This window comes from Nocardioides sp. NPDC059952, from assembly GCF_042730435.1.
Taxonomy (GTDB): domain Bacteria; phylum Actinomycetota; class Actinomycetes; order Propionibacteriales; family Nocardioidaceae; genus Nocardioides.
On the sequence record NZ_JBHWLY010000020.1, the window covers coordinates 64885 to 84996 of the forward strand.

At 70.7% G+C, this 20112-nt stretch carries 24 protein-coding genes; 14 read left to right on the forward strand and 10 right to left on the reverse strand.

The window, feature by feature from the left end:
• Positions 1 to 35: 35 nt before the first annotated feature.
• Both ACFV9G_RS11780 and ACFV9G_RS11785 read left to right on the forward strand, forming a co-directional pair.
• The gene (locus ACFV9G_RS11780; protein ID WP_378727664.1) at positions 36 to 1250 is read left to right on the forward strand and encodes an FAD-dependent monooxygenase; all 1215 of its coding nucleotides are present in this window, start codon (positions 36 to 38) and stop codon (positions 1248 to 1250) included.
• A 30-nt stretch (positions 1251 to 1280) separates the two neighbouring features.
• The gene (locus tag ACFV9G_RS11785; RefSeq protein WP_378727665.1) at positions 1281 to 1610 is read left to right on the forward strand and encodes a hypothetical protein; all 330 of its coding nucleotides are present in this window, start codon (positions 1281 to 1283) and stop codon (positions 1608 to 1610) included.
• A 157-nt stretch (positions 1611 to 1767) separates the two neighbouring features.
• Here the strand turns inward: ACFV9G_RS11785 and ACFV9G_RS11790 are convergent, their stop codons facing one another.
• Both ACFV9G_RS11790 and ACFV9G_RS11795 read right to left on the reverse strand, forming a co-directional pair.
• On the reverse strand, positions 1768 to 2058 hold the full coding sequence (locus tag ACFV9G_RS11790; RefSeq protein WP_378727666.1) for a GIY-YIG nuclease family protein: 291 nt from the start codon (positions 2056 to 2058) through the stop codon (positions 1768 to 1770).
• Between the two features lie 113 nt (positions 2059 to 2171).
• Positions 2172 to 3119, reverse strand: a complete 948-nt coding sequence (locus ACFV9G_RS11795; RefSeq protein WP_378727667.1) for a PLP-dependent cysteine synthase family protein — start codon at positions 3117 to 3119, stop codon at positions 2172 to 2174.
• A gap of 90 nt (positions 3120 to 3209) precedes the next feature.
• Between ACFV9G_RS11795 and ACFV9G_RS11800 the strand changes: the two genes are divergently transcribed.
• The 4 genes from ACFV9G_RS11800 (at position 3210) to ACFV9G_RS11815 (ending at position 6824) form a co-directional block, all read left to right on the forward strand.
• The gene (locus tag ACFV9G_RS11800) at positions 3210 to 4154 is read left to right on the forward strand and encodes an ABC transporter ATP-binding protein (RefSeq protein WP_378727668.1); all 945 of its coding nucleotides are present in this window, start codon (positions 3210 to 3212) and stop codon (positions 4152 to 4154) included.
• A complete protein-coding gene (locus ACFV9G_RS11805) occupies positions 4151 to 4894 on the forward strand; it encodes an ABC transporter permease (protein WP_378727669.1) in 744 nt (247 codons plus the stop codon). Before ACFV9G_RS11800 ends, ACFV9G_RS11805 begins: the two co-directional genes overlap by 4 nt.
• Positions 4895 to 4906: 12 nt before the next feature.
• Complete coding sequence (locus tag ACFV9G_RS11810) at positions 4907 to 6121, forward strand: sensor histidine kinase (RefSeq protein ID WP_378727670.1); 1215 nt, start codon at positions 4907 to 4909, stop codon at positions 6119 to 6121.
• A gap of 76 nt (positions 6122 to 6197) precedes the next feature.
• The gene (locus ACFV9G_RS11815) at positions 6198 to 6824 is read left to right on the forward strand and encodes a response regulator (RefSeq protein WP_378727671.1); all 627 of its coding nucleotides are present in this window, start codon (positions 6198 to 6200) and stop codon (positions 6822 to 6824) included.
• Positions 6825 to 6934: 110 nt separating this feature from the next.
• Here ACFV9G_RS11815 and ACFV9G_RS11820 read toward each other — a convergent pair whose 3' ends face one another.
• The 3 genes from ACFV9G_RS11820 to ACFV9G_RS11830 form a co-directional block, all read right to left on the reverse strand.
• Positions 6935 to 7210 carry a MoaD family protein gene (locus ACFV9G_RS11820; RefSeq protein ID WP_008358635.1) on the reverse strand — a complete coding sequence of 92 codons (276 nt, stop codon included), beginning with the start codon at positions 7208 to 7210 and terminating at the stop codon, positions 6935 to 6937.
• Positions 7211 to 7242: 32 nt separating this feature from the next.
• Positions 7243 to 7671: a Mov34/MPN/PAD-1 family protein gene (locus tag ACFV9G_RS11825; protein WP_378677502.1), complete on the reverse strand. Its 429-nt coding sequence runs from the start codon at positions 7669 to 7671 to the stop codon at positions 7243 to 7245.
• Between the two features lie 82 nt (positions 7672 to 7753).
• Positions 7754 to 9586 (reverse strand): ABC transporter ATP-binding protein, encoded by a 1833-nt coding sequence (locus tag ACFV9G_RS11830; protein ID WP_378727672.1) that lies wholly within the window; start codon positions 9584 to 9586, stop codon positions 7754 to 7756.
• Positions 9587 to 9659: 73 nt separating this feature from the next.
• On the opposite strand from ACFV9G_RS11830, the gene ACFV9G_RS11835 reads away from it, so the two are divergent.
• Positions 9660 to 10082 (forward strand): MarR family winged helix-turn-helix transcriptional regulator, encoded by a 423-nt coding sequence (locus ACFV9G_RS11835; protein ID WP_378727673.1) that lies wholly within the window; start codon positions 9660 to 9662, stop codon positions 10080 to 10082.
• Positions 10083 to 10092: 10 nt separating this feature from the next.
• Here the strand turns inward: ACFV9G_RS11835 and ACFV9G_RS11840 are convergent, their stop codons facing one another.
• Positions 10093 to 10683 carry a DUF2017 domain-containing protein gene (locus ACFV9G_RS11840; RefSeq protein ID WP_378727674.1) on the reverse strand — a complete coding sequence of 197 codons (591 nt, stop codon included), beginning with the start codon at positions 10681 to 10683 and terminating at the stop codon, positions 10093 to 10095.
• Positions 10684 to 10753: 70 nt separating this feature from the next.
• A complete protein-coding gene (gene clpS / locus ACFV9G_RS11845) occupies positions 10754 to 11047 on the reverse strand; it encodes an ATP-dependent Clp protease adapter ClpS (RefSeq protein ID WP_378727675.1) in 294 nt (97 codons plus the stop codon).
• 26 nt (positions 11048 to 11073) lie between these two features.
• On the opposite strand from clpS, the gene ACFV9G_RS11850 reads away from it, so the two are divergent.
• The 3 genes from ACFV9G_RS11850 to ACFV9G_RS11860 are packed head-to-tail and all read left to right on the forward strand — an operon-like array spanning position 11074 to position 14266.
• Positions 11074 to 12366: a nicotinate phosphoribosyltransferase gene (locus ACFV9G_RS11850; protein ID WP_378727676.1), complete on the forward strand. Its 1293-nt coding sequence runs from the start codon at positions 11074 to 11076 to the stop codon at positions 12364 to 12366.
• Between the two features lie 21 nt (positions 12367 to 12387).
• Positions 12388 to 12963 carry a nicotinamidase gene (locus ACFV9G_RS11855; RefSeq protein WP_378727677.1) on the forward strand — a complete coding sequence of 192 codons (576 nt, stop codon included), beginning with the start codon at positions 12388 to 12390 and terminating at the stop codon, positions 12961 to 12963.
• A gap of 55 nt (positions 12964 to 13018) precedes the next feature.
• Positions 13019 to 14266: an MFS transporter gene (locus ACFV9G_RS11860; RefSeq protein ID WP_378727678.1), complete on the forward strand. Its 1248-nt coding sequence runs from the start codon at positions 13019 to 13021 to the stop codon at positions 14264 to 14266.
• A gap of 4 nt (positions 14267 to 14270) precedes the next feature.
• On the opposite strand, the gene ACFV9G_RS11865 is transcribed toward ACFV9G_RS11860, so the two are convergent.
• The gene (locus tag ACFV9G_RS11865; RefSeq protein WP_378727679.1) at positions 14271 to 14873 is read right to left on the reverse strand and encodes a TetR/AcrR family transcriptional regulator; all 603 of its coding nucleotides are present in this window, start codon (positions 14871 to 14873) and stop codon (positions 14271 to 14273) included.
• Positions 14874 to 14932: 59 nt separating this feature from the next.
• On the opposite strand from ACFV9G_RS11865, the gene ACFV9G_RS11870 reads away from it, so the two are divergent.
• From ACFV9G_RS11870 to ACFV9G_RS11880, 3 genes are read left to right on the forward strand one after another with little or no spacing between them, the layout of a single operon-like run.
• Positions 14933 to 15871 (forward strand): patatin-like phospholipase family protein, encoded by a 939-nt coding sequence (locus ACFV9G_RS11870; RefSeq protein ID WP_378727680.1) that lies wholly within the window; start codon positions 14933 to 14935, stop codon positions 15869 to 15871.
• A complete protein-coding gene (locus ACFV9G_RS11875; protein WP_378727681.1) occupies positions 15868 to 17385 on the forward strand; it encodes a flavin-containing monooxygenase in 1518 nt (505 codons plus the stop codon). Before ACFV9G_RS11870 ends, ACFV9G_RS11875 begins: the two co-directional genes overlap by 4 nt.
• Complete coding sequence (locus tag ACFV9G_RS11880) at positions 17382 to 18221, forward strand: SDR family oxidoreductase (RefSeq protein ID WP_378727682.1); 840 nt, start codon at positions 17382 to 17384, stop codon at positions 18219 to 18221. The genes ACFV9G_RS11875 and ACFV9G_RS11880 overlap by 4 nt, the downstream gene beginning before the upstream one ends.
• A 3-nt stretch (positions 18222 to 18224) precedes the next feature.
• On the opposite strand, the gene ACFV9G_RS11885 is transcribed toward ACFV9G_RS11880, so the two are convergent.
• Positions 18225 to 18764, reverse strand: a complete 540-nt coding sequence (locus tag ACFV9G_RS11885) for a DUF1697 domain-containing protein (RefSeq protein WP_091049175.1) — start codon at positions 18762 to 18764, stop codon at positions 18225 to 18227.
• Between the two features lie 58 nt (positions 18765 to 18822).
• Here ACFV9G_RS11885 and ACFV9G_RS11890 point away from each other — a divergent pair, with 58 nt between their 5' ends.
• A complete protein-coding gene (locus tag ACFV9G_RS11890; RefSeq protein ID WP_378727683.1) occupies positions 18823 to 19284 on the forward strand; it encodes a MarR family winged helix-turn-helix transcriptional regulator in 462 nt (153 codons plus the stop codon).
• Between the two features lie 9 nt (positions 19285 to 19293).
• Here the strand turns inward: ACFV9G_RS11890 and ACFV9G_RS11895 are convergent.
• Positions 19294 to 20112, reverse strand: an 819-nt coding sequence (locus tag ACFV9G_RS11895) for a copper homeostasis protein CutC (protein ID WP_378727684.1), incomplete at its 5' end; no start/stop codon positions are given.

The window sequence follows — 20112 nt, forward strand, 5'->3', positions numbered from 1 at the left end:
TACGTTTCGAACGTAACCTCCCCAAGGAGCGTGCGATGTCAGTCACCCGGATGGCTCGGGCAGCTTTACGCAGAGATCGTCGTGTCCGGCGGGTCACGATCATCGGCGCCGGCATCGGCGGCCTGACCCTCGCCGTCGAGCTGCGCCGCCGGGGTCTCGAGGTCGAGGTGTACGAGGCCGCGACCGACCCGCACCCGACCGGCGACGCCGTGCTGCTGCCGGCCAACGCGACCAGGCTCCTGGAGCGCATCGGTCTCGAGCCGGGCCTCGGTGAGGCGGCGGCGACCGTCGACGGCCTGGTCTGGCGCGACGGCCACACCGGCGCCGCGATCGGCAGGGTGCTCTCCGCCGCGGAGTATGCGGACCGCGCCGGGGCGCCCTGCTACGGCATCGGTCATGCCGACCTGCGTGCGCTCCTGAGCCGGGCCTTCGGCACCGACGGGCTCCACCTCGGCCACCGTCTGGTCGAGCTCACCGACTCCGGCGACGGACCCGTGACCCTGGAGTTCGCCGGCGGCGGGTCGGTCGAGGCCGACCTGGTCATCGGCGCCGACGGGCCCGGATCGATGCTGCGCGAGCACGTCGTCGGCTACGACGACGCGCAGTTCTCCGGCTGCATCGCCTGGCGCGGGATCGTCCCGCGATCGCGGCTCACCCTGCTCCCCGATCCCGACCGTGTGCAGCTGTGGACGGGAGCCGACGGCCATCTGATGCATCATCCCGTCGGCAACGGCGACCACGCGTTCTGGCTGGTCAAGAGGCAGCTCGGACCCTGGGCACCGGACTCGTGGTCCTGGCCGGCCGACCCCGACGAGCACGTGCACGCGTACGCCGGCTGGCATCCGGCCGTGGTCCAGATGATCTCCGCGGCACCATGCTCGGAGCACTGGGCCCTCTTCCACCGTCCGCCCCTGGCCACCTGGTCGCGCGGCCGCGTCACGTTGCTCGGCGACGCCGCTCACCTGATGGCGCCCCACCACGGCCAGGGTGCCGCCCAGGCGATCGAGGACGCGATCGTCCTGGCCGAGTGCCTCGCCACCGACGACGACACCGGCCGCGCCCGCGCGACCTACGAGGTACGCCGCCGCGACCGCACCCGCCGGCTCCAGATCGCCTCGCTGGCCGCCGCCGACGTCCTCCACCTCCCCGACGGTCCCCGCGCTCAGGCCCGCAACAAACGGCTCGGGTCGCCCGATGCGTACGACCGCCATCTCGCCTGGATCCACGAGCACGACGCCGCCCTCCCGTAACCCCGGAGCCCGCTGCCGCGTTGCTCAGATGTGAGAGCCTTCCTCGGACGCCAGGGCTTCATGGCGCTCGGCATCTGGGCGATGTACGCATCGGCCATCGCCGTAGCGCTGGTCCAGCTCGGCTCCACCCCCGAGGCCGACCGTCCTCTCGCCCCCGGCAGCCCCGCCGCCCTGATCCAGCAGCACGACTGCTGGAGCGCCAAGGCCCCGCGTGACATGACCGGCCGGCTCCCCGCCCACGCCATCGTCGCCACCGGCCCCGCCCCGCAATACGTCGACGCCCACCTCACCGGCAAGGCCCTCGACCAGGTCTTCACCGGCGAGGACCACGGCCTCGTCGTCTACGCCTTCTGCCGCTGACGCCCGGCTCGAGACCAACCCGGTCCCTGACGCGCTCAGACGGGCCGTGTTGGTCTCGACACGCTCGCTCGCGCTCGCGGCTCGACCAGCCGTGGCCTCCCGCTGGTCGAGCCGCCGGAGCCGCTAGGCGGAGGCGTGTCGAGACCAACACGGTCACCTACGGCGACCGTTTGCCACGGCGGCGAGCCAGGTCGTGCAGCCGATCGAGCTCCCCGGCTATCAGCGCCTCGCGCTTGGCCCGGCTCCACCCTTGGACCTGTTTCTCACGTTCGTAGGCACCGAGGATCGTCTGATGCTCTTCGGCGTACGCCAGGGTCACCGGCAGGCGTCGGACATTGAACTCGGCACCGAGGCCAGCGTTGTGCTCGGCGATGCGTCTCTCCAGGTCGTGGGTGCTTCCGACGTAGAGCATGTGATCGCGGCAGCGGAGTATGTACATGTAAGGCATGACGCGATTCTGGGCGCGACCACCGACAGTTTTCGCGGCAGGTGACCGTGTTGGTCTCGACACGCTCGCTGGCGCGAGGGTCTGAACGAAGTGGCCCTCGACCAGCGGGTCGATCAGGCCCAGAGCTGGCCCTCGAGGCCTTCCTCGGCCTCGTCGATGGTGCCTTCGTACGCCCCGGTGGAGAGGTATTTCCAGCCACCGTCGGCGACGACGAAGGCGATGTCGGCCTTCTCGCCCGCCTTGAGGGACTTGGCGGCCTGGGCGAGGGCGGCGTGGAGGATGGCGCCGGTGGAGATGCCGGCGAAGATGCCTTCCAGCTCCAACAGCTCACGCACCCGGCGGACGGCGTCGCGCGGACCCACCGAGAAGCGGGCGTCGATCAGGGAGGCGTCGTAGAGCTCGGGGACGAAGCCCTCGTCGAGGTTGCGCAGGCCGTAGACAAGCTCGCCGTAGCGGGGCTCGGCGGCCACGATGCGTACGTCCGGCTTGGCGGAGCGGAAGTAGCGGCCGACGCCCATCAGGGTCCCGGTCGTGCCGAGCCCGGCGACGAAGTGGGTGATCGCGGGGAGGTCGGCGAGGAGCTCGGGGCCGGTGCCCTCCTCGTGCGCGCGGGCGTTGGCGGAGTTGCCGTACTGGTAGAGCATCACCCAGTCGGGGTGCTCGGCGGCCAATCGCTTGGCGGCCCGGACGGCCTCGTTGGAGCCGCCGGCGGCGGGCGAGGAGACGATCTCGGCACCCCACATCCGCAGCAGCTGACGCCGCTCCTCGGAGGTGTTCTCGGGCATCACGCACACGATCCGGTAGCCCTTGAGCTTGGCCGCCATCGCCAGCGAGATCCCGGTGTTGCCGGAGGTCGGCTCCAGGATCGTGCAGCCCGGGCGGAGCCTGCCGTCCTTCTCGGCCTCCTCGACCATGCGAAGAGCCGGGCGGTCCTTGATCGAGCCGGTGGGGTTCCGGTCCTCGAGCTTGGCCCACAGACGTACGTCGGGAGAGGGCGAGAGGCGGGGAAGCCCCACCAACGGGGTGCCCCCGACCGACGCCAGCAGGTTGTCGTAGCGCATGAGGTCCATCGTCGCATCAACCGATCGACTGATGCCCACTCGCGCCGATCGCCCGATCCGTGAGATCGCGTCACCGACCAGGCTGAAGGTATGCATCAGGAGCGAGAACCAGCGGTCGTCGTGGACGGCCTGCGCAAGACCTATGGCGAGAAGGTGGCGGTCGACGAGATCAGCCTGAGCGTCCACGAAGGCGAGATCTTCGGCATCCTCGGCCCGAACGGAGCAGGCAAGAGCACGACCGTCGAGTCGATCGCGGGCCTGCGGGTCGGCGACCGCGGCCGGATCCGGGTCCACGGGATCGACCCGTGGACCGACCGCGCAGCCGTGACGGAGGTGCTCGGCGTACAGCTCCAGGAGGCCAAGCTGCAGCCGAAGATCACGGTCCAGGAGGCGTTGGAGCTGTGGAGCGCCTTCTACCCCGACCCGGAGCCGTGGGCGCCGCTGGCCGAGCGGCTGGGCCTCGGCGGCCACCTGCGGCAGCGGTTCGAGAACCTCTCCGGCGGGCAGCAGCAGCGGCTCTCGATCGCCCTCGCGCTGATCGGCCGGCCGCGGGTCGTCGTGCTCGACGAGCTGACCACGGGCCTGGACCCGCGGGCCCGTCGCGAGGTGTGGGACCTGGTGCGGGACGTACGTGACCGGGGTGTGACCGTCCTGCTGGTCACCCACTCGATGGAGGAGGCGCAGACGCTCTGCGACCGGATCGCCATCGTCGACGCCGGCCGGATCCGGGCCCTGGGCACCCCGGCGGGGCTCATCGAATCCGCCTCCGCCGCCACGATCACCACCTTCGAGACCTCGGTCGCGATCGACCTCGCCTCCCTGCGCGAGCTCGACGGCGTCACCGCCGCGCGCAGCGCGAACGGCACCGTCACCGTCGAGGGCGCCGAAGGCGTCGCGCTCGCGGTCGTCGAGGCGCTGCGTACGCAGGGGGTGGCGCCACAGCGGTTCCGGGTCGCCGCCGGGAGCCTCGACGCCGCCTACCTCGACCTCACCGACACCTCGCCCGAGACCGACGCCATGGAGGCACTCCGATGACCAGCCCGACCGTCGCCGTGATCCGTACGGAGTCCCGGCTCTTCGCCCGCGAGCGGCTCTCGCTCTTCTGGATCGTCCTGTTCCCGAGCCTGCTGCTGGTTGTGCTCGGGGTCATCCCGAGCTTTCGCGAGGACAGCGCCGACCTCGGCGGTCGAAGCCTGATCGATGTCTACGTGCCGACCACCGTGCTGTTCTCGATGATCGCGGCATCGATCATGACGATGCCGGCGACGTTGACCGGCTACCGCGAGAGCGGGGTGCTGAGACGGCTCGGCACCACCCCGGTCAGCCCCTCGATGATCCTGCTCGGCCAGGTCCTGGCGCACGCCGCCGCCGTCGTGGCCTCGTCGGTCATCGCGATCCTTCTCGGACGGGTGGTGTTCGGGACGCCGCTGCCGGAATCGCTCCTGGGATACGTGGTGGCGTACGTCCTGGCCCTGGCCGTCTCGCTCGGGATCGGAGCGGCGATCACGGCCGTGTCCTCGACCGCCAAGGTCGGGCAGGTCGTGGGGATGGCGGCCTTCTTCCCGAGCATGTTCACCGCGGGGGTCTACTTCCCGATCGAGGCCTTCGGCGGCACGGTGCGGGACGTCATCTCGATGACTCCCTACGGTGCGGCCTCCAACGCGCTCAACGACGCCGCCGGTGGGAGCTTCCCCCAGCTGGTCGACCTGGCCGTGATGGGCGGCTGGGCCGTGGTGCTCTACCTGATTGCCGTGCGCGTCTTCCGCTGGGAATGAGAGGGTCTGACCATGACCTCGGCCGTCGAGCTCGAGCGGCAGTGGGACCGCAACCTGAAGGCATTGCCCTTCGTGCTGCTCACGCTCGCCACCATCGTCTGCGTCGCGACCTTCCCGGTGATAGGGCCGGACACGGTCGCGACCCGGGTCGTCTTCGGTGTGCTCGTGGCCGCGACCGCGGTGTGGACCTGGCGATGGACCTATGTCTACGCCCGCCCACATCCGGTCGGCTATATCGGACGCACCCTCCTCGTCGCGGCCCTCACCGTGATGCACCCGCTGTTCTGCATCTTCGCCTGGATCGGGTTCCTGGACGCCTTCGACTCGTTCCGCGGCCGGTGGCGATGGGTGGCGATGGCGGCCACCGCGCTGATCATGGCCACCGGGCAGACCGGCGGCGCACCGCCCTATGACGAGTGGTGGCAGAGCGTGCTGCTGCCCGTGCTGTTCGTCCTCAACTTCGGGCTGGCCTCGCTGATGAGCCGTTACAGCCTCCATCTCGACGCGGTCAGCCAGGAGCGAGCCGAGACGATCACCCGTCTGGAGCTCGCGCGCGCCGAGAACGAACGGCTGCAGGAGCAGCTCCTCGCGCGCTCGCGCGAGAGTGGTGTGCGCGACGAGCGCGAGCGCCTGGCCCGCGAGATCCACGACACCATCGCTCAGTCCCTCGCCGGTGCCGTCGCCCAACTCCAGGCCGCCCAGGGGTCCGACGACGCCGAGGACGTACGCCGCCGAGTGGCCCGGGCCACCGAGATGGCCCGCACCGCACTGGTGGAGGCCCGGCGCTCCGTGCAGGACCTGACCCCCGCCGAGCTGGCCGACGCGGGCCTCGCCGACGCCCTCTCGACGTTGGTCGCCGGCTGGCGCGACGACCATGGCGTCGAGGCCTCCTTCGTCGTCGTCGGTGACGCCACGGCGCTGCACTCCGAGGTCGAGGCGACGCTGCTGCGGATCGCCCAGGAGGCCCTCGCCAACGTCGCCAAGCATGCCGGCGCGACCCGGGTCGGCATCACGCTCACCTTCGACGACGCGGACGTGATCCTCGACGTACGCGACGACGGCTCCGGCTTCGACCCGACCGCTCCGCGGCGCTCGTCCTCGTTCGGACTGGGCGTGATGCGCGACCGCGCCGAACGCCTGACCGGCGCCCTGACCCTGGAGTCCGCGCACGACGCCGGCACCGCCGTCTCCGCCAGCATCCCCGCTCTCCCCCGAGGACCCTCATGAGCGAGCGCCAGCGAGCGACGATCAGCGTCAGGCCGCCACGTCCGTATTCTTACGCCTGCGCTACGGAGGTGACGGCATGACTCAGATCAGGATCGTGGTCGCCGACGACCACCCGGTCGTACGCGACGGGGTGGTCGGAGTGCTCCGCGCGCAGGGCTTCGAGGTCGTCGGCCAGGCGGGAGACGGGGCGCAGACCCTGGCCCTCGTGGAACAGCTCGACCCGGACGTGCTCGTCCTCGACCTCCGGATGCCGGGCACCGGAGGGGTCGAGGTGATCGAGCGGCTCCGGGCGCGCGAGTCACGGGCCGGCGTACTCGTCCTGACGACCTTCGACACCGACTCCGACGTCGTCGCCGCGATCGAGGCCGGAGCCACCGGCTACCTGCTCAAGGACGCCCCGACGCACGACCTGATCGCGGCCGTCCGGGCGACCGCGGCCGGGGAGACGGTCCTCTCCCCCGCCGTCGCGACCCGGCTCGCCTCCCGGCTCCGCTCCCCCGGCCCGACTGCGCAGCTCAGCCCGCGCGAGCGCGAGGTGCTCACCCTGGTCGCCCGCGGCACGACCAACCGCGCCATCGCCGCGTCGCTCTTCGTCAGCGAGGCGACGGTCAAGACCCACCTGGGCCACATCTTCGACAAGCTCGGGGTCACAGACAGAGCAGCCGCGGTCGCACGAGCGTACGACCGCGGCATCCTGGGCTGAGAAACCGCTGCCCGCAGACCGAGTTACCTCGGTCTGGAGTCACTGCCTTCGCGGAACTCCGCGAAGGCAGTGAGCGCTCACCGAGTTACCTCGGTGAGCATCCACACCACTCAGCAGCCGCCGGCGACAGCCGGAAGGACGACGACCTGGTCGCCGTCCTTGAGCTCGGCGTCGAGACCGCCGATGAAGCGGACGTCCTCGTCGTTGATGTAGACGTTGACGAAGCGGCGCAGGTCGCCGTTGTCGATGAGGCGCTCCTTGATGCCGGAGTGGTTCGCCTCGAGGTCGTCGATGAGCGCGCTCAGGGTCTTGCCCTCGGCGCTGACTGCCTTCTCACCGGCGGTGTAGGTGCGGAGGATGGTCGGGATCTTGACCTCGATGGCCATGGGTTCGTTCTCCTAGATGTAGGTGGTGCGCGTCACGACAACGTCGCGACGATGCTGATTTCTTCCTCGGTGACGTTGCCGTCGACGATGCGGTAGGACCGGAACTCGACCGGACCCGCGTCATTTCCGTGCTCCCTGGTGCTGACCAGCACGTAGTGAGCGTTCGGCTCCATCGCGAGGCCGATGTCGGTGCGCGAGGGGTAGGCCTCGGTCGCCGTGTGGGAGTGGTAGACCACCACCGGCTCCTCGTCGTTGGCGTCCATCTCCTTGTAGAGCTGGAGCAGATCGGTCGAGTCGAACTCGTAGAAGGTCGGCGAGCCGGCGGCGTTGATCATCTCGATGAACCGCTCGGGCCGATCCGAGCCCTCAGGCCCCGCGACGATCCCGCACGCCTCGTCGGGATGGTCGCGCTTCGCGTGGGCGACGATCGCGTCGTACGTCGCCTGGTCGATGGTCAGCACAGGCTCAGCCTAGGCGGACCCGAACCGGATCCCGAACGTGACCGGCCCTCGGACTCCGGCCTGCCACCGCTCACCAACCGTGCTAGGCGACCGCGGCCAGGCCGCCACGTACGAGGTCGGCGTAGGCACCGCCCCGCAGCAGCAGCTCCTCGTGGGTGCCGACCTCGATGACCCGTCCGTGGTCGAGCACGGCGATCTGGTCGGCGTCGCGGACGGTGGAGAGGCGGTGGGCGATCGTGATCGTCGTACGTCCCTCCGCCAGGCGGCCCAGGGCCGCCTGGACCTCGCGTTCGGTGGTGTTGTCGAGCGCGGAGGTGGCCTCGTCGAGCACGAGCACGCGCGGGTCGCGCAGCAGCGTGCGAGCGATCGCCAGACGCTGCTGCTCACCGCCGGAGAAGCGGTGTCCGCGGGAGCCGACGAGCGTGTCGTAGCCCTCCGGGAGCCCGACGATCACGTCGTGGATCCGGGCCGCACGAGCAGCCGCCTCGATCTCGGCCTCGCTCGCCTCGGGGCGGGCGTGGCGCAGGTTGTCGCGCACGCTCGCGTGGAGCAGGTAGGTCTCCTGGGTGACCATGCCGACGTTGGCGGCCAGGTCGGCGAGGGTCAGACTGCGCAGGTCGACCCCGTCGAGCAGCACCCGACCGGAGGTCGGGTCGTGCAGCCGCGCGACCATCCCGGCGAGGGTCGACTTGCCCGATCCGGTGGCCCCGACCAGCGCCAGCGAGCCGCCCGCGGGCACCCGCAGCGAGATGTGTTCGAGGACGGGTTGCGCGCCGTCGTAGGAGAAGCCGACATCGTCGAGGACGACCTCCCCGCGAGCCTCGCCCAGCGGTACCGGCGAGGCCGGGTCGTCGATCTCGACCGGCAGGTCGAGATACTCGAAGATCCGGGAGAAGAGCGCCAGGGAGGAGGTCACGTCGACCCCGACGTTGAGCAGCCCCATCAGCGGCCGGAAGAGCGAGCCCTGGAGCGAGACGAAGGCGACCAGGGTCCCGATCGTCAACCCACCGGAGGTCGCCGGGAAGCCCGCGGCGACGTAGAGCGCGGCCGGCACCGCGGCGAAGATGACCTGCATGGTCGCCATCCGCCACCGCCCGGCGAGCTGACTGCGTACCTCCAGACCGACGAGGTCGTGGGAGGTCTGCTCGAAGCGGGAGGCCAGGGCCGGCGCGGCGCCCAGGGTCTTGGTCAGCAGGATGCCGCTGACCGAGAGCCCCTCCTCGACCTGCACGTGCAGGTCGGCCATCTTCGCCTGACGCTGCGTCGTCACCGCGTAGCGCATCTGTGCCACCTTGCGGGTGGTCCACACCGCCGGCGGCAGCACCACCAGCGAGATCAGCGCGAGCCGCCAGTTGAGCGCCATCATCGCGACCACGGTGCCGGTCACGACCGTGACGTTGGCGGCGATCGACGTCGCGGTCGAGGTGACCACCGACTGCATCGAGCCGATGTCGTTGACCAGCCGCGACTGCACCTCGCCACCCCGCGTACGGGTGAAGAAGTCGAGCGACTGGCGCTGCAGGTGCCCGAAGAGATCGGTACGCAGCCGGTGCATGACCCGCTGGCCGACCTCGGTCGAGATCAGCGTCTGGGCTACCCCGAGGGCGGCGGAGGCGATGGCGACGAGCACCATCGCGGCGACGCAGAGCAGGAGCAGCGTGGTGTCACGCTCGGGCAGGGCGGTGTCGATGACGTGCTTGACCAGGAACGGCTGCGCCAGCCCGATCACCGAGCTGACCACGATCAGCGCCACGACGAGAAGCAGGCGCCCACGGTAGGGCGCGAAGAGCCGCGCGATCCGGCGCAGCGAGACCGGCTTGGCCTCGAGCTGGGCGCGGTCGGCGCGCTTGTTCTGGGGGTCACGGCCGGAACGGCCGGGTCCTTCGGAAGACTTGTACGGGTGCGGGTCACTCATCCGATCACCTCGATCCTAATTACTGAGGTTGACTCACAATGAGGCTAACGCACGATGGGTTAGGGTTATTCCTGTGGACGAGACCGCCGACCTGCTGATGGCGGCAGCACGCACCCTCCGCCGCCGCTTCGGCGAGGCGACCGCCCGTTGGGGGATCACCCCCTCGCAGAGCCGAGCCCTGCGGATCGTGCTCGCCGCCGACGAGCCGATACGGCTCTCGGCCCTCGCCGAGCGGCTCCGCATCGTCCCGAGGTCGGCCACCGAGGTCGTCGACGGCCTCGAGGGCCACGGCCTGGTCGCACGCCGGCCCGATCCGGCCGACCGCCGGGCGGTCTGCGTGGTCGCGACCGAGGAGGGCGTACGCCTGGGACGGCTGATCGAGGATGCCCGCCAGCAGGCCGCCGACGAGCTCCTGCGGCCCCTTCCCGAGGAGGACCGGGCGACGCTCACCCGCATCCTGGTCACCCTGCTGGACGGTCGTACGACCGGACGCTAGGGCGCGTCGGTCAGGCCGCGGCCCACAGGGCTTCGACGATGGTCTCCTGCAGGATCCCGACCCACTGGTAGATCCCGTAGACCTGGCCGGCGGGATCGTCGTCGGGCAGCGAGTCCCAGAAGTCCTCGTCGCCCTCCTCGACCCCGAGCCGGGTCGCGAGCGCGAGCCGGATATCGGTGAAGGAGCGCATCCACGCCTCGGCGTCGGCGATCGACAGCTCGACGTCGATGACCAGCCCGTCCTCGTTGAGCTCGGGCGGGAGCCCGGCCTCCTCCAGCTCGTCGATGATCGTCGAGGCGGCACGCGCCTTGCCGTCGCGCAGGCCACCCTCGGTGAACCGCCGGAACTCCCCGGCCGCCTCCTCGTCGTTGCCGTAGGCGGAGGGGAAGAGCCGCTTCAGCACCGGGTCCTCGGGCTCGGTGGTCGGCCCCGAGAAGTCGAGCAGCGCCTCGAGCGGGTCATCGCTCTCGGCCGGGGCGGCGACCTCGTTGCGCAGCAGCTCGACGAGCTGAGAGGCCAGCGAACGGAGCAGGTCGGCCTCGAACCCGGAGAAGGTCGCGATGATCTGCTTGCCGCGGCGGTGGTAGCTGAACCCGCCCATCAGACGGGGTCCCCGCAGCGTTGTTCGGTGGAGGAGCGCAGCGGGGGAACCGAAGAACGCTGTGGGGTGTTCATTCCTGCTTCTCCAGCGTCGCCCACAGACCGTATTCATGCATCGCCTGCACGTCGCGCTCCATCTCCTCGCGCGACCCGGTGGAGACGGCCGACTTGCCGTCGTTGTGCACCTCCATCATCAGCTTCTCCGACTTCTTCTTGGAGTAGCCGAAGTACTTCTGGAAGACGAAGGTGACGTACGACATCAGGTTGACCGGGTCGTTCCAGACGATGGTCACCCACGGTGTCGACGGGGCGACGAGATCATCGATCTCCGGCTCGTCGAGCTCCACGGGGCTTGGCGCGCTCATGCAGTCCATCGTGCCACGATGTGCTCGTGGACTCGACAGCGGACTCGACCGCGCTCCTGACAGATCACTACGAGCTGACGATGCTCCAGGCAGCCCTGAAGGCGGGCACCGCGGAGCGCCGTGCCGTCTTCGAGCTGTTCCCCCGGCGCCTGGCCGGCGGGCGGCGCTACGGCGTGGTGGCCGGGGTCGGGCGCGCGCTCGACGCGCTCGAGGCGTTCCGCTTCGGCTCGGAGCAGCTGGCGATCCTGGAGGGCGTCGTCGACGGCCCGACCCTGGAGTGGTTGGCCGGCTACCGCTTCACCGGCGACATCTGGGGGTACGCCGAGGGCGAGACCTTCTTCCCGCAGTCGCCCCTGCTCGTGGTCGAGGCCAGCTTCGCCGAGGCGGTCGTCCTGGAGACGGTGCTCCTCTCGATCTACAACCACGACTCGGCCATCGCCACCGCGGCATCCCGGATGACGATGGCGGCCGGTGAGCGCCCGTGCATCGAGATGGGCTCGCGCCGCACCCACGAGGCGGCCGCGATCGCCGCCGCCCGAGCGGCCTACGTCGCCGGCTTCACCGCCACCTCCAACCTCGCCGCCCGCGCCCGCTTCGGCGTGCCGACGACCGGCACCTCCGCACACGCCTTCACCCTCCTGCACGACACCGAGGAGCAGGCCTTTCAGGCCCAGATCGCCTCCCTCGGAAAGGGCACCACGCTGCTGGTGGACACCTACGACATCGCCGAGGCGGTGGCCAAGGCCGTCGAGGTCGCCGGTCCCGAGCTCGGTGCGGTGCGGATCGACTCCGGCGACCTGGGGCTCCTCGCCCATGACGTACGTCGCCAGCTGGACGACCTCGGCGCGACCGAGACGAAGATCATCGTCACCAGCGACCTGGACGAGTACGCCATCGCCGGCCTCGCGGCGGCCCCCGTCGACGGCTACGGCGTCGGCACCCAGCTGGTCACCGGCTCCGGCCATCCGACGGCCGGCTTCGTCTACAAGCTGGTCGCCCGTGAGGGTGCCTCCGGCGACCTCGAGCCGGTCGCCAAGAAGAGCGCCGCCAAGGCCTCGATCGGCGGCCGGAAGTACGCCTTGCGCCGCCGCAACCGCAAAGACGTCGCCGACGCCGAGGTGATCGGCATCGGCACCGCTCCTCAGGGCGACAACAACGACCGTCCGCTCCTCACCCAGCTGGTCCGGAAGGGCGAGGTCGTCGGCCGCGAGCCCCTCGACGCCGCGCGCGAGCGCCACCGGGCCTCGGTCGCCGAGCTCCCGGTCATCGCCCACTCGCTCCTGAAGGGCGACCCCGCGATCCCGACGCTCTTCCAGTAGAGCCGGTCTAGGCTGACGTCCATGACGCGTGCACTGATCGTGGTCGACGTACAGAACGACTTCTGCGAGGGCGGTTCCCTGCCGGTCGACGGCGGGGCCCGGGTGGCCTACGACATCGGTCAGCTGCTGCGGGACCGGGCGGCGAGCAAGGAGCCGGAGCAGACGTACGGGCTGGTCGTGGCGACCAAGGATCACCACATCGATCCGGGCGACCACTTCGGCAACCCGCCGGACTACGTCGACTCCTGGCCGGCGCACTGCGTGGTCGGCACCGACGGTGAGGCGTTCCACCCCAACCTCGACCCGGTCACCTTCGACGAGATCTTCCGCAAGGGAGAGTACGCAGCCGCCTACTCCGGCTTCGAGGGCGCGGCCACCGGCGGGGCCACCCTGACCGACTGGCTCCGGGCCCGCGGAGTGGAGGAGGTCGACGTGTGCGGACTGGCGACCGACTACTGCGTACGCGCCACCGCGCTCGACGCCCGAGCCGCCGGTTTCCACACCACGCTGCTCGCCGAACTGGCCGCCGGCGTGGCTCCGGCAAGCACCTCGGCCGCCATCGAGGAGATGCGCTCGGCCGGTATAACGGTCTCGTGACAGAATTGGGAATTTTCGGGAGATAGAAATCACCCGACGGTCTATTCTCTCTCGAATGGCTCGGATCTCGGCGACAGCCCCACTTCACGAACCCCACTTCCGCTGGTTCTTCGCTTCTCGATCGATCAACCTGGTGGGCAACTTCATGGCGCCCGTCGCCCTGGCCTTCGCGGTCATGGAGGTCAGTGACGCCCCGATCGCGATCGGCGCCGTCCTGGCGGCCCGCACCATCCCGATGATCATCTTCATGCTCATCGGCGGCGTGCTCGCCGACCGGATCGGCCGAGCCCGGATCCTGTTCGCCTCCAACCTGGTCTCGGGGCTGAGCCAGGCGGTCGTCGCTGTCCTCGTCATCGCCGGTGTCGCCGAGCTGTGGCACCTGATCGCACTCTCCGCACTCAACGGCATCGTCTCCGCCGCCGGCCTGCCCGCCCAACAGGGGATCATCCCGCTCGTGGTGCCTCGCACCATGCTGCAGGAAGCCAACGTACTGATGTCGCTGACCCGGGCGGTCGTCGCGGTCGCCGGTCCCGGCACCGCCGGCCTGCTCGTCCTCAGCGTCGGCGCGGGCTGGGCGCTCGCGCTCGACGCCGCCACCTGGATCATCGCCGCCGCCCTGTTGCTCCCTGTCAAGATCGAAGGCTCGGTCACCAAGGCGGCCTCGGTCGTCGGCGACCTGCGCCTGGGCTGGGACTACTTCCGCACGACGAGCTGGTTGTGGCTCTGCGTCGGCGCCGCGACCATGCTCAACGCGCTCTACGAGGGCGGGCTGCTCACGCTCGGTCCGCAGCGGGCCGAGAGCTCGGCGCTGGGCGCGGGCGGCTGGGGCCTGATCCTGACCTTCCAGGGGATCGGCGTGCTCGCCGCGACGCTCGTGCTGATGAAGGTCCGGCTCGAGCGGCCGCTGTTCTACGGCATGATCGGCATGGCCCTGTTCGGGCTGCCGATCGCCGCACTCGGCTTCTCCACCGACCTCACCGTGCTGTTGCCCGCCGCCGCCCTCTCCGGCGCCGGCATCCAGGTCTTCAGCCTCGGCTGGCAGCTGTCGATGCAGGAGAACGTCCCGAGCGACCTGCTCTCCCGGGCCTCTTCCTACGACCAGCTCGGCACCTACATCGCCATCCCCGTCGGACAGCTGGCCATGGGGCCGCTGGCCGCTGCGTACGGGATCGAGAACATGCTCGCGATCGCCGGCATCGCCTACGTGGTGATCTCCCTCGCCACGCTGCTGAGCCCGGCCGTACGCCACCTGAACCGGGTCTCCTTCCCGGCCCCGGAGCGCAACGGCGCGCCGGCCCACTAGGGACCTACGACGCAGGCGTCGCGCTCTCCAGGAGCGAGCGCAGCAGGTCGACCAGGCTGGTGACCGAGAGATCGGGGTCGAACGCACGCTGGACGCCGAGCCCGATGCCGAGGGAGAGCAGCTGGACCGCCGCGTCCTCGGCCGGTGAGGCGAGTCTCAGGCCGAGGTCGGCGGCCTGCTGCTCGATGAGTCCGGCGATGGCCGCAGTGAGCTCACGGCGCCGTTCGGCGAGCTGCTGGCTCACCCCCGGGACGCGGCGGGTGCTGGTCGCGAACTCGACCTCGAGCGCGGTCCAGCCGACGTCGCCGATGTTGGCCTCGGCCCACGCCGCGAAGGCGTCGATCCGGCCCTCGACGGTGTCGACGCCGCTGACGGCGTCCGCCAGGGACTCTGCCCGCTCCCGGTGGATCACGTCGAGCACGGCGAGGCCGAGCTCGTCCTTGGTGGAGAAGTTCGAGTAGACCGCTCCCTTCGAGAAGCCCGCCGTGGTGGCGACCTTGTCGAGCGAGGTCGCGTTGTAGCCGTCCGAGAGGAACAGCTGGCGTGCGGTCGCAATGAGACGCTCCCGCGTCTGTGCGTGCGACTCCTTGCGCGTGATCCGGCCCACGGGTGAGATCTTATCAGTTCGGGGTACCGCTGGTATTCAAATACCGTTAGTATCCGAATATGACTCGACGACGCGCACTCGCCATCGGCTGCGGCGGCACTCTCGGCTTCGCCTGGACGGCCGTGGCCCTCCGCGTCCTGGAGGAGGCGCTGGACTGGGACGTCCGCACGGCCGACGTCCTCGTCGGCACGTCCGCGGGCTCGGAGATCGTCGCGGCCCTCGGCTCCGGCCGTACGCCGCAGGACCTCCTCGACGCGCTCGACGGGGCACCGGGCGCCGACCCCGTCCTGGCGGCCCACGTCGCCGTCCATCCCGGCGCGGCGCCACCGGTGCCGGCACCCGCGCTGCCCGCGCTCGGCCTGGTACGTCCCGGCCTCTCCCGCCGCTCGCCCTACAGCGCACTGGCGGGCCTGCTCCCCCGCGGCCGCGGCGACGCCGGCTGGCTGCGGGCGTACGGCGACGCGCTGGCCGGACCCGACGGCTGGGTCGACCACCCCGCGACCTGGCTGGTCGCGGCGGACGCGGCCACCGGCGAGCGGGTGGCGTTCGGCTCCACGGACGCCCCCTCGGCCACCCTGGGCGCGGCGGTCGCGGCCTCCTGGGCGATCCCCGGCTGGTTCCCGCCGGTCGAGATCGCGGGCCGTCGCTACGTCGACGGCGGTGCCGTCTCCTCCGTCTCGGCTGACCTCCTCCTCGGCCAGGCGGTCGACGAGGTCGTCGTGGTCGCCCCGATGACCACCGAGGGCGGCGTTCCCGCCCGTGGCCTCGACCGGATCGAGCGCCTGCTTCGCTCCCAGATGACCGCCGTGCTCGACCGCGAGGTCGCGCAGCTCCGGGAGAGCGGCGTACGCGTCGTCCGGGTCGAGCCCGGGCCTGCGGAGCTGGCCGCGATGGGCCCGAACTTCATGGACCTCGGGCGCCGCGAGGCCACCCTCGCCGCGGCCCGCCGAAACCTCCCCGGCCGCGTCGCGGCCGCGCTCGAAGGAGCAGATGCATGAGCACCCATCACGAGGTCGTCGTCATCGGCGCCGGCATCTCCGGCATCGCGGCCGCGATCAAGCTACGCGAGGCGGGCGTCGAGGACGTCGTCATCCTCGAGAAGGCCGACACCTACGGTGGCACCTGGCGGGCCAACACCTATCCGGGGTGCGCGTGCGACGTACCGTCCAACCTCTACTCGTTCTCGTTCGCGCCCAACAGCGACTGGTCGCGGGTCTACGGCAACCAGCCCGAGATCCTCGCCTACATCGACGGCGTAGCCCGGGACCGAGGGCTCGAGGACATCACCCGGTTCGGGGTCGAGGTCTTCGGCGCGACCTGGGACGCGGACTCCGCGACGTGGCACCTGGACACCAGCGAGGGCGAGGCCACCGCACGTTTCCTCGTCGCCGCGGCCGGTCCGTGGAACGAGCCGAACATCCCCGACCTGCCCGGCCTGGAAGGCTTCCCCGGCGAGGTCTGGCACTCGGCCCGGTGGAACCACGACGTCGACCTCGACGGCAAGCGGGTCGCCGTCATCGGTACCGGCGCCTCGGCCGTCCAGTTCGTCCCCCGGATCCAGAAGCGGGTCGCCGCTCTGCACCTCTTCCAGCGCACCGCCCACTGGGTGCTGCCCAAGGTCGACCATCCGGTCCCCGACGCGGAGAAGTGGGTCAAGCGCAACGTGCCCCTCTTCGAGAAGGCGCTCGGCGCGGTCGAGTACGCCGCGATGGAGACCGTCGGCGTCGCCTTCCACCGCCCCAAGCCGCTGATGCACGGGCTGCAGAAGATCGGCGAGGCCTACCTGCGCGCCGCCGTCCGCGACAAGGAGCTGCGCGCCAAGCTGACGCCCGACTACCTGCTCGGCTGCAAGCGGATCCTCTTCTCCAACAACTACCTCCAGTCGCTGACGAAGCCCAACGTCGAGGTCCACGCGACCGGCGTCGAGCGGGTCGAGGGCGCGCGCGTGATCGGCGCCGACGGCAGCACCGCGGAGGTCGACGCGATCATCCTCGGCACCGGCTTCCACATCCTCGACATGCCGGTCGCCGACCTGATCCGTGGAGCCGACGGCCGCACGCTCGCAGAGCACTGGGCCGGCTCCCCCGAGGCCTACCAGGGCACCTCGGTCACCGGTTTCCCGAACGCTTTCGTGGTGCTCGGCCCGAGTCTCGGCACCGGTCACGGCTCGGCGTTCGCCGTCGCCGAGTCGCAGGTGGCGATGATCACCGAGGCCATCACGACCGCCCGCGCAGAAGGCTGGGCGAAGCTCGACGTCAGTCCGCGGGCCCAGGCCGCGTACGTCGAGGACGTGCAGGCCGCACTCACCGGCACCGCCTACAGCGGCGCGTCCTGCCACAGCTACTTCATCGACGCCAACGGTCGCAACAGCTTCTCCTGGCCGTGGTCCACCGGCGAGCTGGTCCGCCGGATCAGCCGCTTCGACCCGGCCGACTTCGAGATCACGGTCCACGAGACAGAGCACAAGACGGAGCACAAGACGGAGCACAAGACGGAGGAAGTGAGCGCATGACCCGCTACCCCAGGATCGACCTCGACGGCGCCCTCGTCGTCATCACCGGCGCGGCCCGCGGCATCGGCCTAGCCACGGCGAGCGAGTTCGTCGCGGCCGGCGCACGGGTCGCCCTCGGCGACCTCGACGACACCTTGGCGCGGGACGCGGCGGCAGGCCTCGGCGAGAGCGCCAGCGGCCACCGGCTCGACGTCACCGACAAGCAGTCCTACGCCGACTTCCTCGCCGCCGCGGAGGAGGCGCACGGCAGGCAGGTCGACGTCCTGGTCAACAACGCCGGCGTCATGCCCAACGGCTCCTTCCTCGACCAGGAGGACCGGATCGACCGGCTGACGATGGAGGTCAACGTCCACGGCGTCATCCACGGGATGCGGCTCGCGCTGCCCCAGATGATCGCCCGCGGCCACGGTCACGTCGTCAACGTCGCCTCGCTGGCGGGCAAGTTCCCGCTCAAGGGCCTGGCGGTCTACAACGCCAGCAAGTACGCCGTCGTCGGCCTCAGCGCGGCCACCCGGCTCGAGCTCGAGGGCACCGGCGTCTCGCTCACCACCGTGCTGCCGAGCGCCGTACGCACCGAGCTCTCCTCCGGCATCGACCTCGGCGTCCTCCCGGCGGTCGATCCCGAGGACATCGCGGCCGCGGTGGTGAGATCGGTCCGCAGCCGGTCCGCCGAGATCGCCGTCCCGTCCTACGTCGGCCTGGCCGCCAACGGCGCCCCGCTCGTCCCCGAACGGGTGATGCGGCTGATCCGACGCGCCGTCCACGACGACGCCGCGATCACCCGCGTCGACGGTGACGTACGCCGGGCCTACCTCGACCGCATCGAGGCGCAGTAGGCCTCACGCCCACTTGTCGGCGAGCGTGCGGATCACGTTGATGTTGCGGTTGGTGCTGATGGCGATGTGGCGCTCGACGACCGCGTTGGTGATCTTCGTCTGCTGGAAGCTCTCGGTGAGCAGGTGCACGGCGCGGCCGATGACATAGACCCGCTCGCCCTCCCCCGCCCGGGCGACCAGCGCGTCCCGGGAGCCGGAGTCGGTGAGCTCCTTGCACAGGAACACGAACTGCTTGCCCTCGTGCCCCATCCCCACCGCGGCGGCGTCGTTGGCGATCACCTTCAGCTCAGCGGGCGTCACGCAGATCGTCGGCACCTCGAAGAAGCGGTCGGCCGCGAAGGCCTCCTCCAGGATCGCCTCCATCTCGGCCCGGTCGCCGACCGGGTGGTCGAAGCGTACGTTGCCCGTGTTGATATAGGTCTCGACATCGGTTCCGCCCGCCCTCACCACGGCGGCGGAGATCGCCTGTTTCGGGAATTTCCGGTTCGCGCCGAGGTTGATGGCGCGCAGGAACGCGATCCAGGTGTGCCGTTCCGTAGTCATTCTCAGATAGTCTCCACCCGTTCACCGCGCCGCAACCCCCAACTCTGGATTCCGATCGATGCCTTCACAGCAGCTGCTTCCCTCGGAAGCCCCGACCGCTTCGGCGGAGACCCTGGACCTCTCCAGCGACCTCGTCGTCTACGCGGCGCGCCTCATGCGCCTGGTCCGCCGCGAGCTCGACCTTCCGGCCAGCGTCCGGGTCCTCACGATCCTCGACGCCATCGGACCGCTCGGCATCACCGACCTGGCCCGGGCCGACGGCTGCTCGCAGCCGACCATGTCTGCCCAGATCGCCCAGCTGGTGGAGACCGGCCTGGTCAGCAAGGAGCCCAACCCCGCCGACGCCCGCGCGAGCCTGGTGACGCTGACCGACGCCGGCCGCGCCGACCTCGCCGACGTACGTGAGCGCATCTCCCACCTCATCGCCGAGCGGCTGGAGTCGCGTCACCGCACCCAGGCCGACCTCGAGAGCGCCGTGGCGGTGCTGCGCGACCTCGTCGAGGGCGACTCCCCCAGCTAGGCGGACCAGCTAGGCGGACCCGGCCAAGGCCGCTGCCGCGGCGGCGACCACATCGGGATCGGTCACCCAGTGACCACCGTCGTCGGCGACTCCCAGCGCCACCCCGCCGCTCGTGACGACCCGTCGCTTGGCGGAGAGATGCACGCCCTCGACACCGAGCGCCGCGAGCGCGCTGATCGCGTCGACGGTCACGCCGCCTCCGGCCAGTACGTCCGGTCCGCCGACCGCGACCATCTCGGCGATCGTCGCCGCCCCCGCCGCGGCAGTCGGCGCGCCGCCTGAGGTGAGCACCCGGTCGACCACGCCGTCCAGTGCCCGGATCGCCGCGACCGGGTCCGCGCTGAGGTCGATCGCCCGGTGGAACGTCACCGTCGCCCCGTACGCAGCGGCAGCATCCGCCAGCTCCCTGACCAGTTCCAGGTCGGGCTCTCCGTGCGGGGTGAGCGCGCCGATCACGATCCCGTCGGCTCCGGCCTCCAGCACCGTCTCGACCTCGCGTCGCAGGAGGAGGCGCTCCTCGGTGGAGTAGCCGAACCCGCCCGGCCGAGGCCGGACGAGCACGTGCACACCCTGCCAGCCGTCATCGGCGTCGACGCCGCCGATCTCGTCGAGGACTCCCACGACCAGCCCCTGCGACGGCGTCACCCCACCGACCTCGAGGGCGGAGCAGAGCTCGACCCGGGTCGCGCCGGCCGCACGCGCGGCGAGCGCGCCTGCCACCGACGTCACGGCGATCTCGAGTGCTGTCATCGCGTCCTCACGGCAGACAGTGTGCCCGACCCCTCGACCCTCCCGCCGAGTCGGCTCGTCCTGACCGGTTCCGACGCC

Excerpts from the sequence above, each read along its gene's own strand:
- ACFV9G_RS11780 (WP_378727664.1), top strand. The coding sequence starts at position 36 with ATGTCAGTCACCCGGATGGCTCGGGCAGCTTTACGCAGAGATCGTCGT.
- ACFV9G_RS11790 (WP_378727666.1), bottom strand. The coding sequence starts at position 2,058 with ATGCCTTACATGTACATACTCCGCTGCCGCGATCACATGCTCTACGTC.
- ACFV9G_RS11795 (WP_378727667.1), bottom strand. The coding sequence starts at position 3,119 with ATGCGCTACGACAACCTGCTGGCGTCGGTCGGGGGCACCCCGTTGGTG.
- ACFV9G_RS11800 (WP_378727668.1), top strand. The coding sequence starts at position 3,210 with ATGCATCAGGAGCGAGAACCAGCGGTCGTCGTGGACGGCCTGCGCAAG.
- ACFV9G_RS11805 (WP_378727669.1), top strand. The coding sequence starts at position 4,151 with ATGACCAGCCCGACCGTCGCCGTGATCCGTACGGAGTCCCGGCTCTTC.
- ACFV9G_RS11810 (WP_378727670.1), top strand. The coding sequence starts at position 4,907 with ATGACCTCGGCCGTCGAGCTCGAGCGGCAGTGGGACCGCAACCTGAAG.
- ACFV9G_RS11815 (WP_378727671.1), top strand. The coding sequence starts at position 6,198 with ATGACTCAGATCAGGATCGTGGTCGCCGACGACCACCCGGTCGTACGC.
- ACFV9G_RS11820 (WP_008358635.1), bottom strand. The coding sequence starts at position 7,210 with ATGGCCATCGAGGTCAAGATCCCGACCATCCTCCGCACCTACACCGCC.
- ACFV9G_RS11830 (WP_378727672.1), bottom strand. The coding sequence starts at position 9,586 with ATGAGTGACCCGCACCCGTACAAGTCTTCCGAAGGACCCGGCCGTTCC.
- ACFV9G_RS11840 (WP_378727674.1), bottom strand. The coding sequence starts at position 10,683 with ATGGGCGGGTTCAGCTACCACCGCCGCGGCAAGCAGATCATCGCGACC.
- clpS (WP_378727675.1), bottom strand. The coding sequence starts at position 11,047 with ATGAGCGCGCCAAGCCCCGTGGAGCTCGACGAGCCGGAGATCGATGAT.
- ACFV9G_RS11855 (WP_378727677.1), top strand. The coding sequence starts at position 12,388 with ATGACGCGTGCACTGATCGTGGTCGACGTACAGAACGACTTCTGCGAG.
- ACFV9G_RS11860 (WP_378727678.1), top strand. The coding sequence starts at position 13,019 with ATGGCTCGGATCTCGGCGACAGCCCCACTTCACGAACCCCACTTCCGC.
- ACFV9G_RS11870 (WP_378727680.1), top strand. The coding sequence starts at position 14,933 with ATGACTCGACGACGCGCACTCGCCATCGGCTGCGGCGGCACTCTCGGC.
- ACFV9G_RS11875 (WP_378727681.1), top strand. The coding sequence starts at position 15,868 with ATGAGCACCCATCACGAGGTCGTCGTCATCGGCGCCGGCATCTCCGGC.
- ACFV9G_RS11880 (WP_378727682.1), top strand. The coding sequence starts at position 17,382 with ATGACCCGCTACCCCAGGATCGACCTCGACGGCGCCCTCGTCGTCATC.
- ACFV9G_RS11885 (WP_091049175.1), bottom strand. The coding sequence starts at position 18,764 with ATGACTACGGAACGGCACACCTGGATCGCGTTCCTGCGCGCCATCAAC.
- ACFV9G_RS11890 (WP_378727683.1), top strand. The coding sequence starts at position 18,823 with ATGCCTTCACAGCAGCTGCTTCCCTCGGAAGCCCCGACCGCTTCGGCG.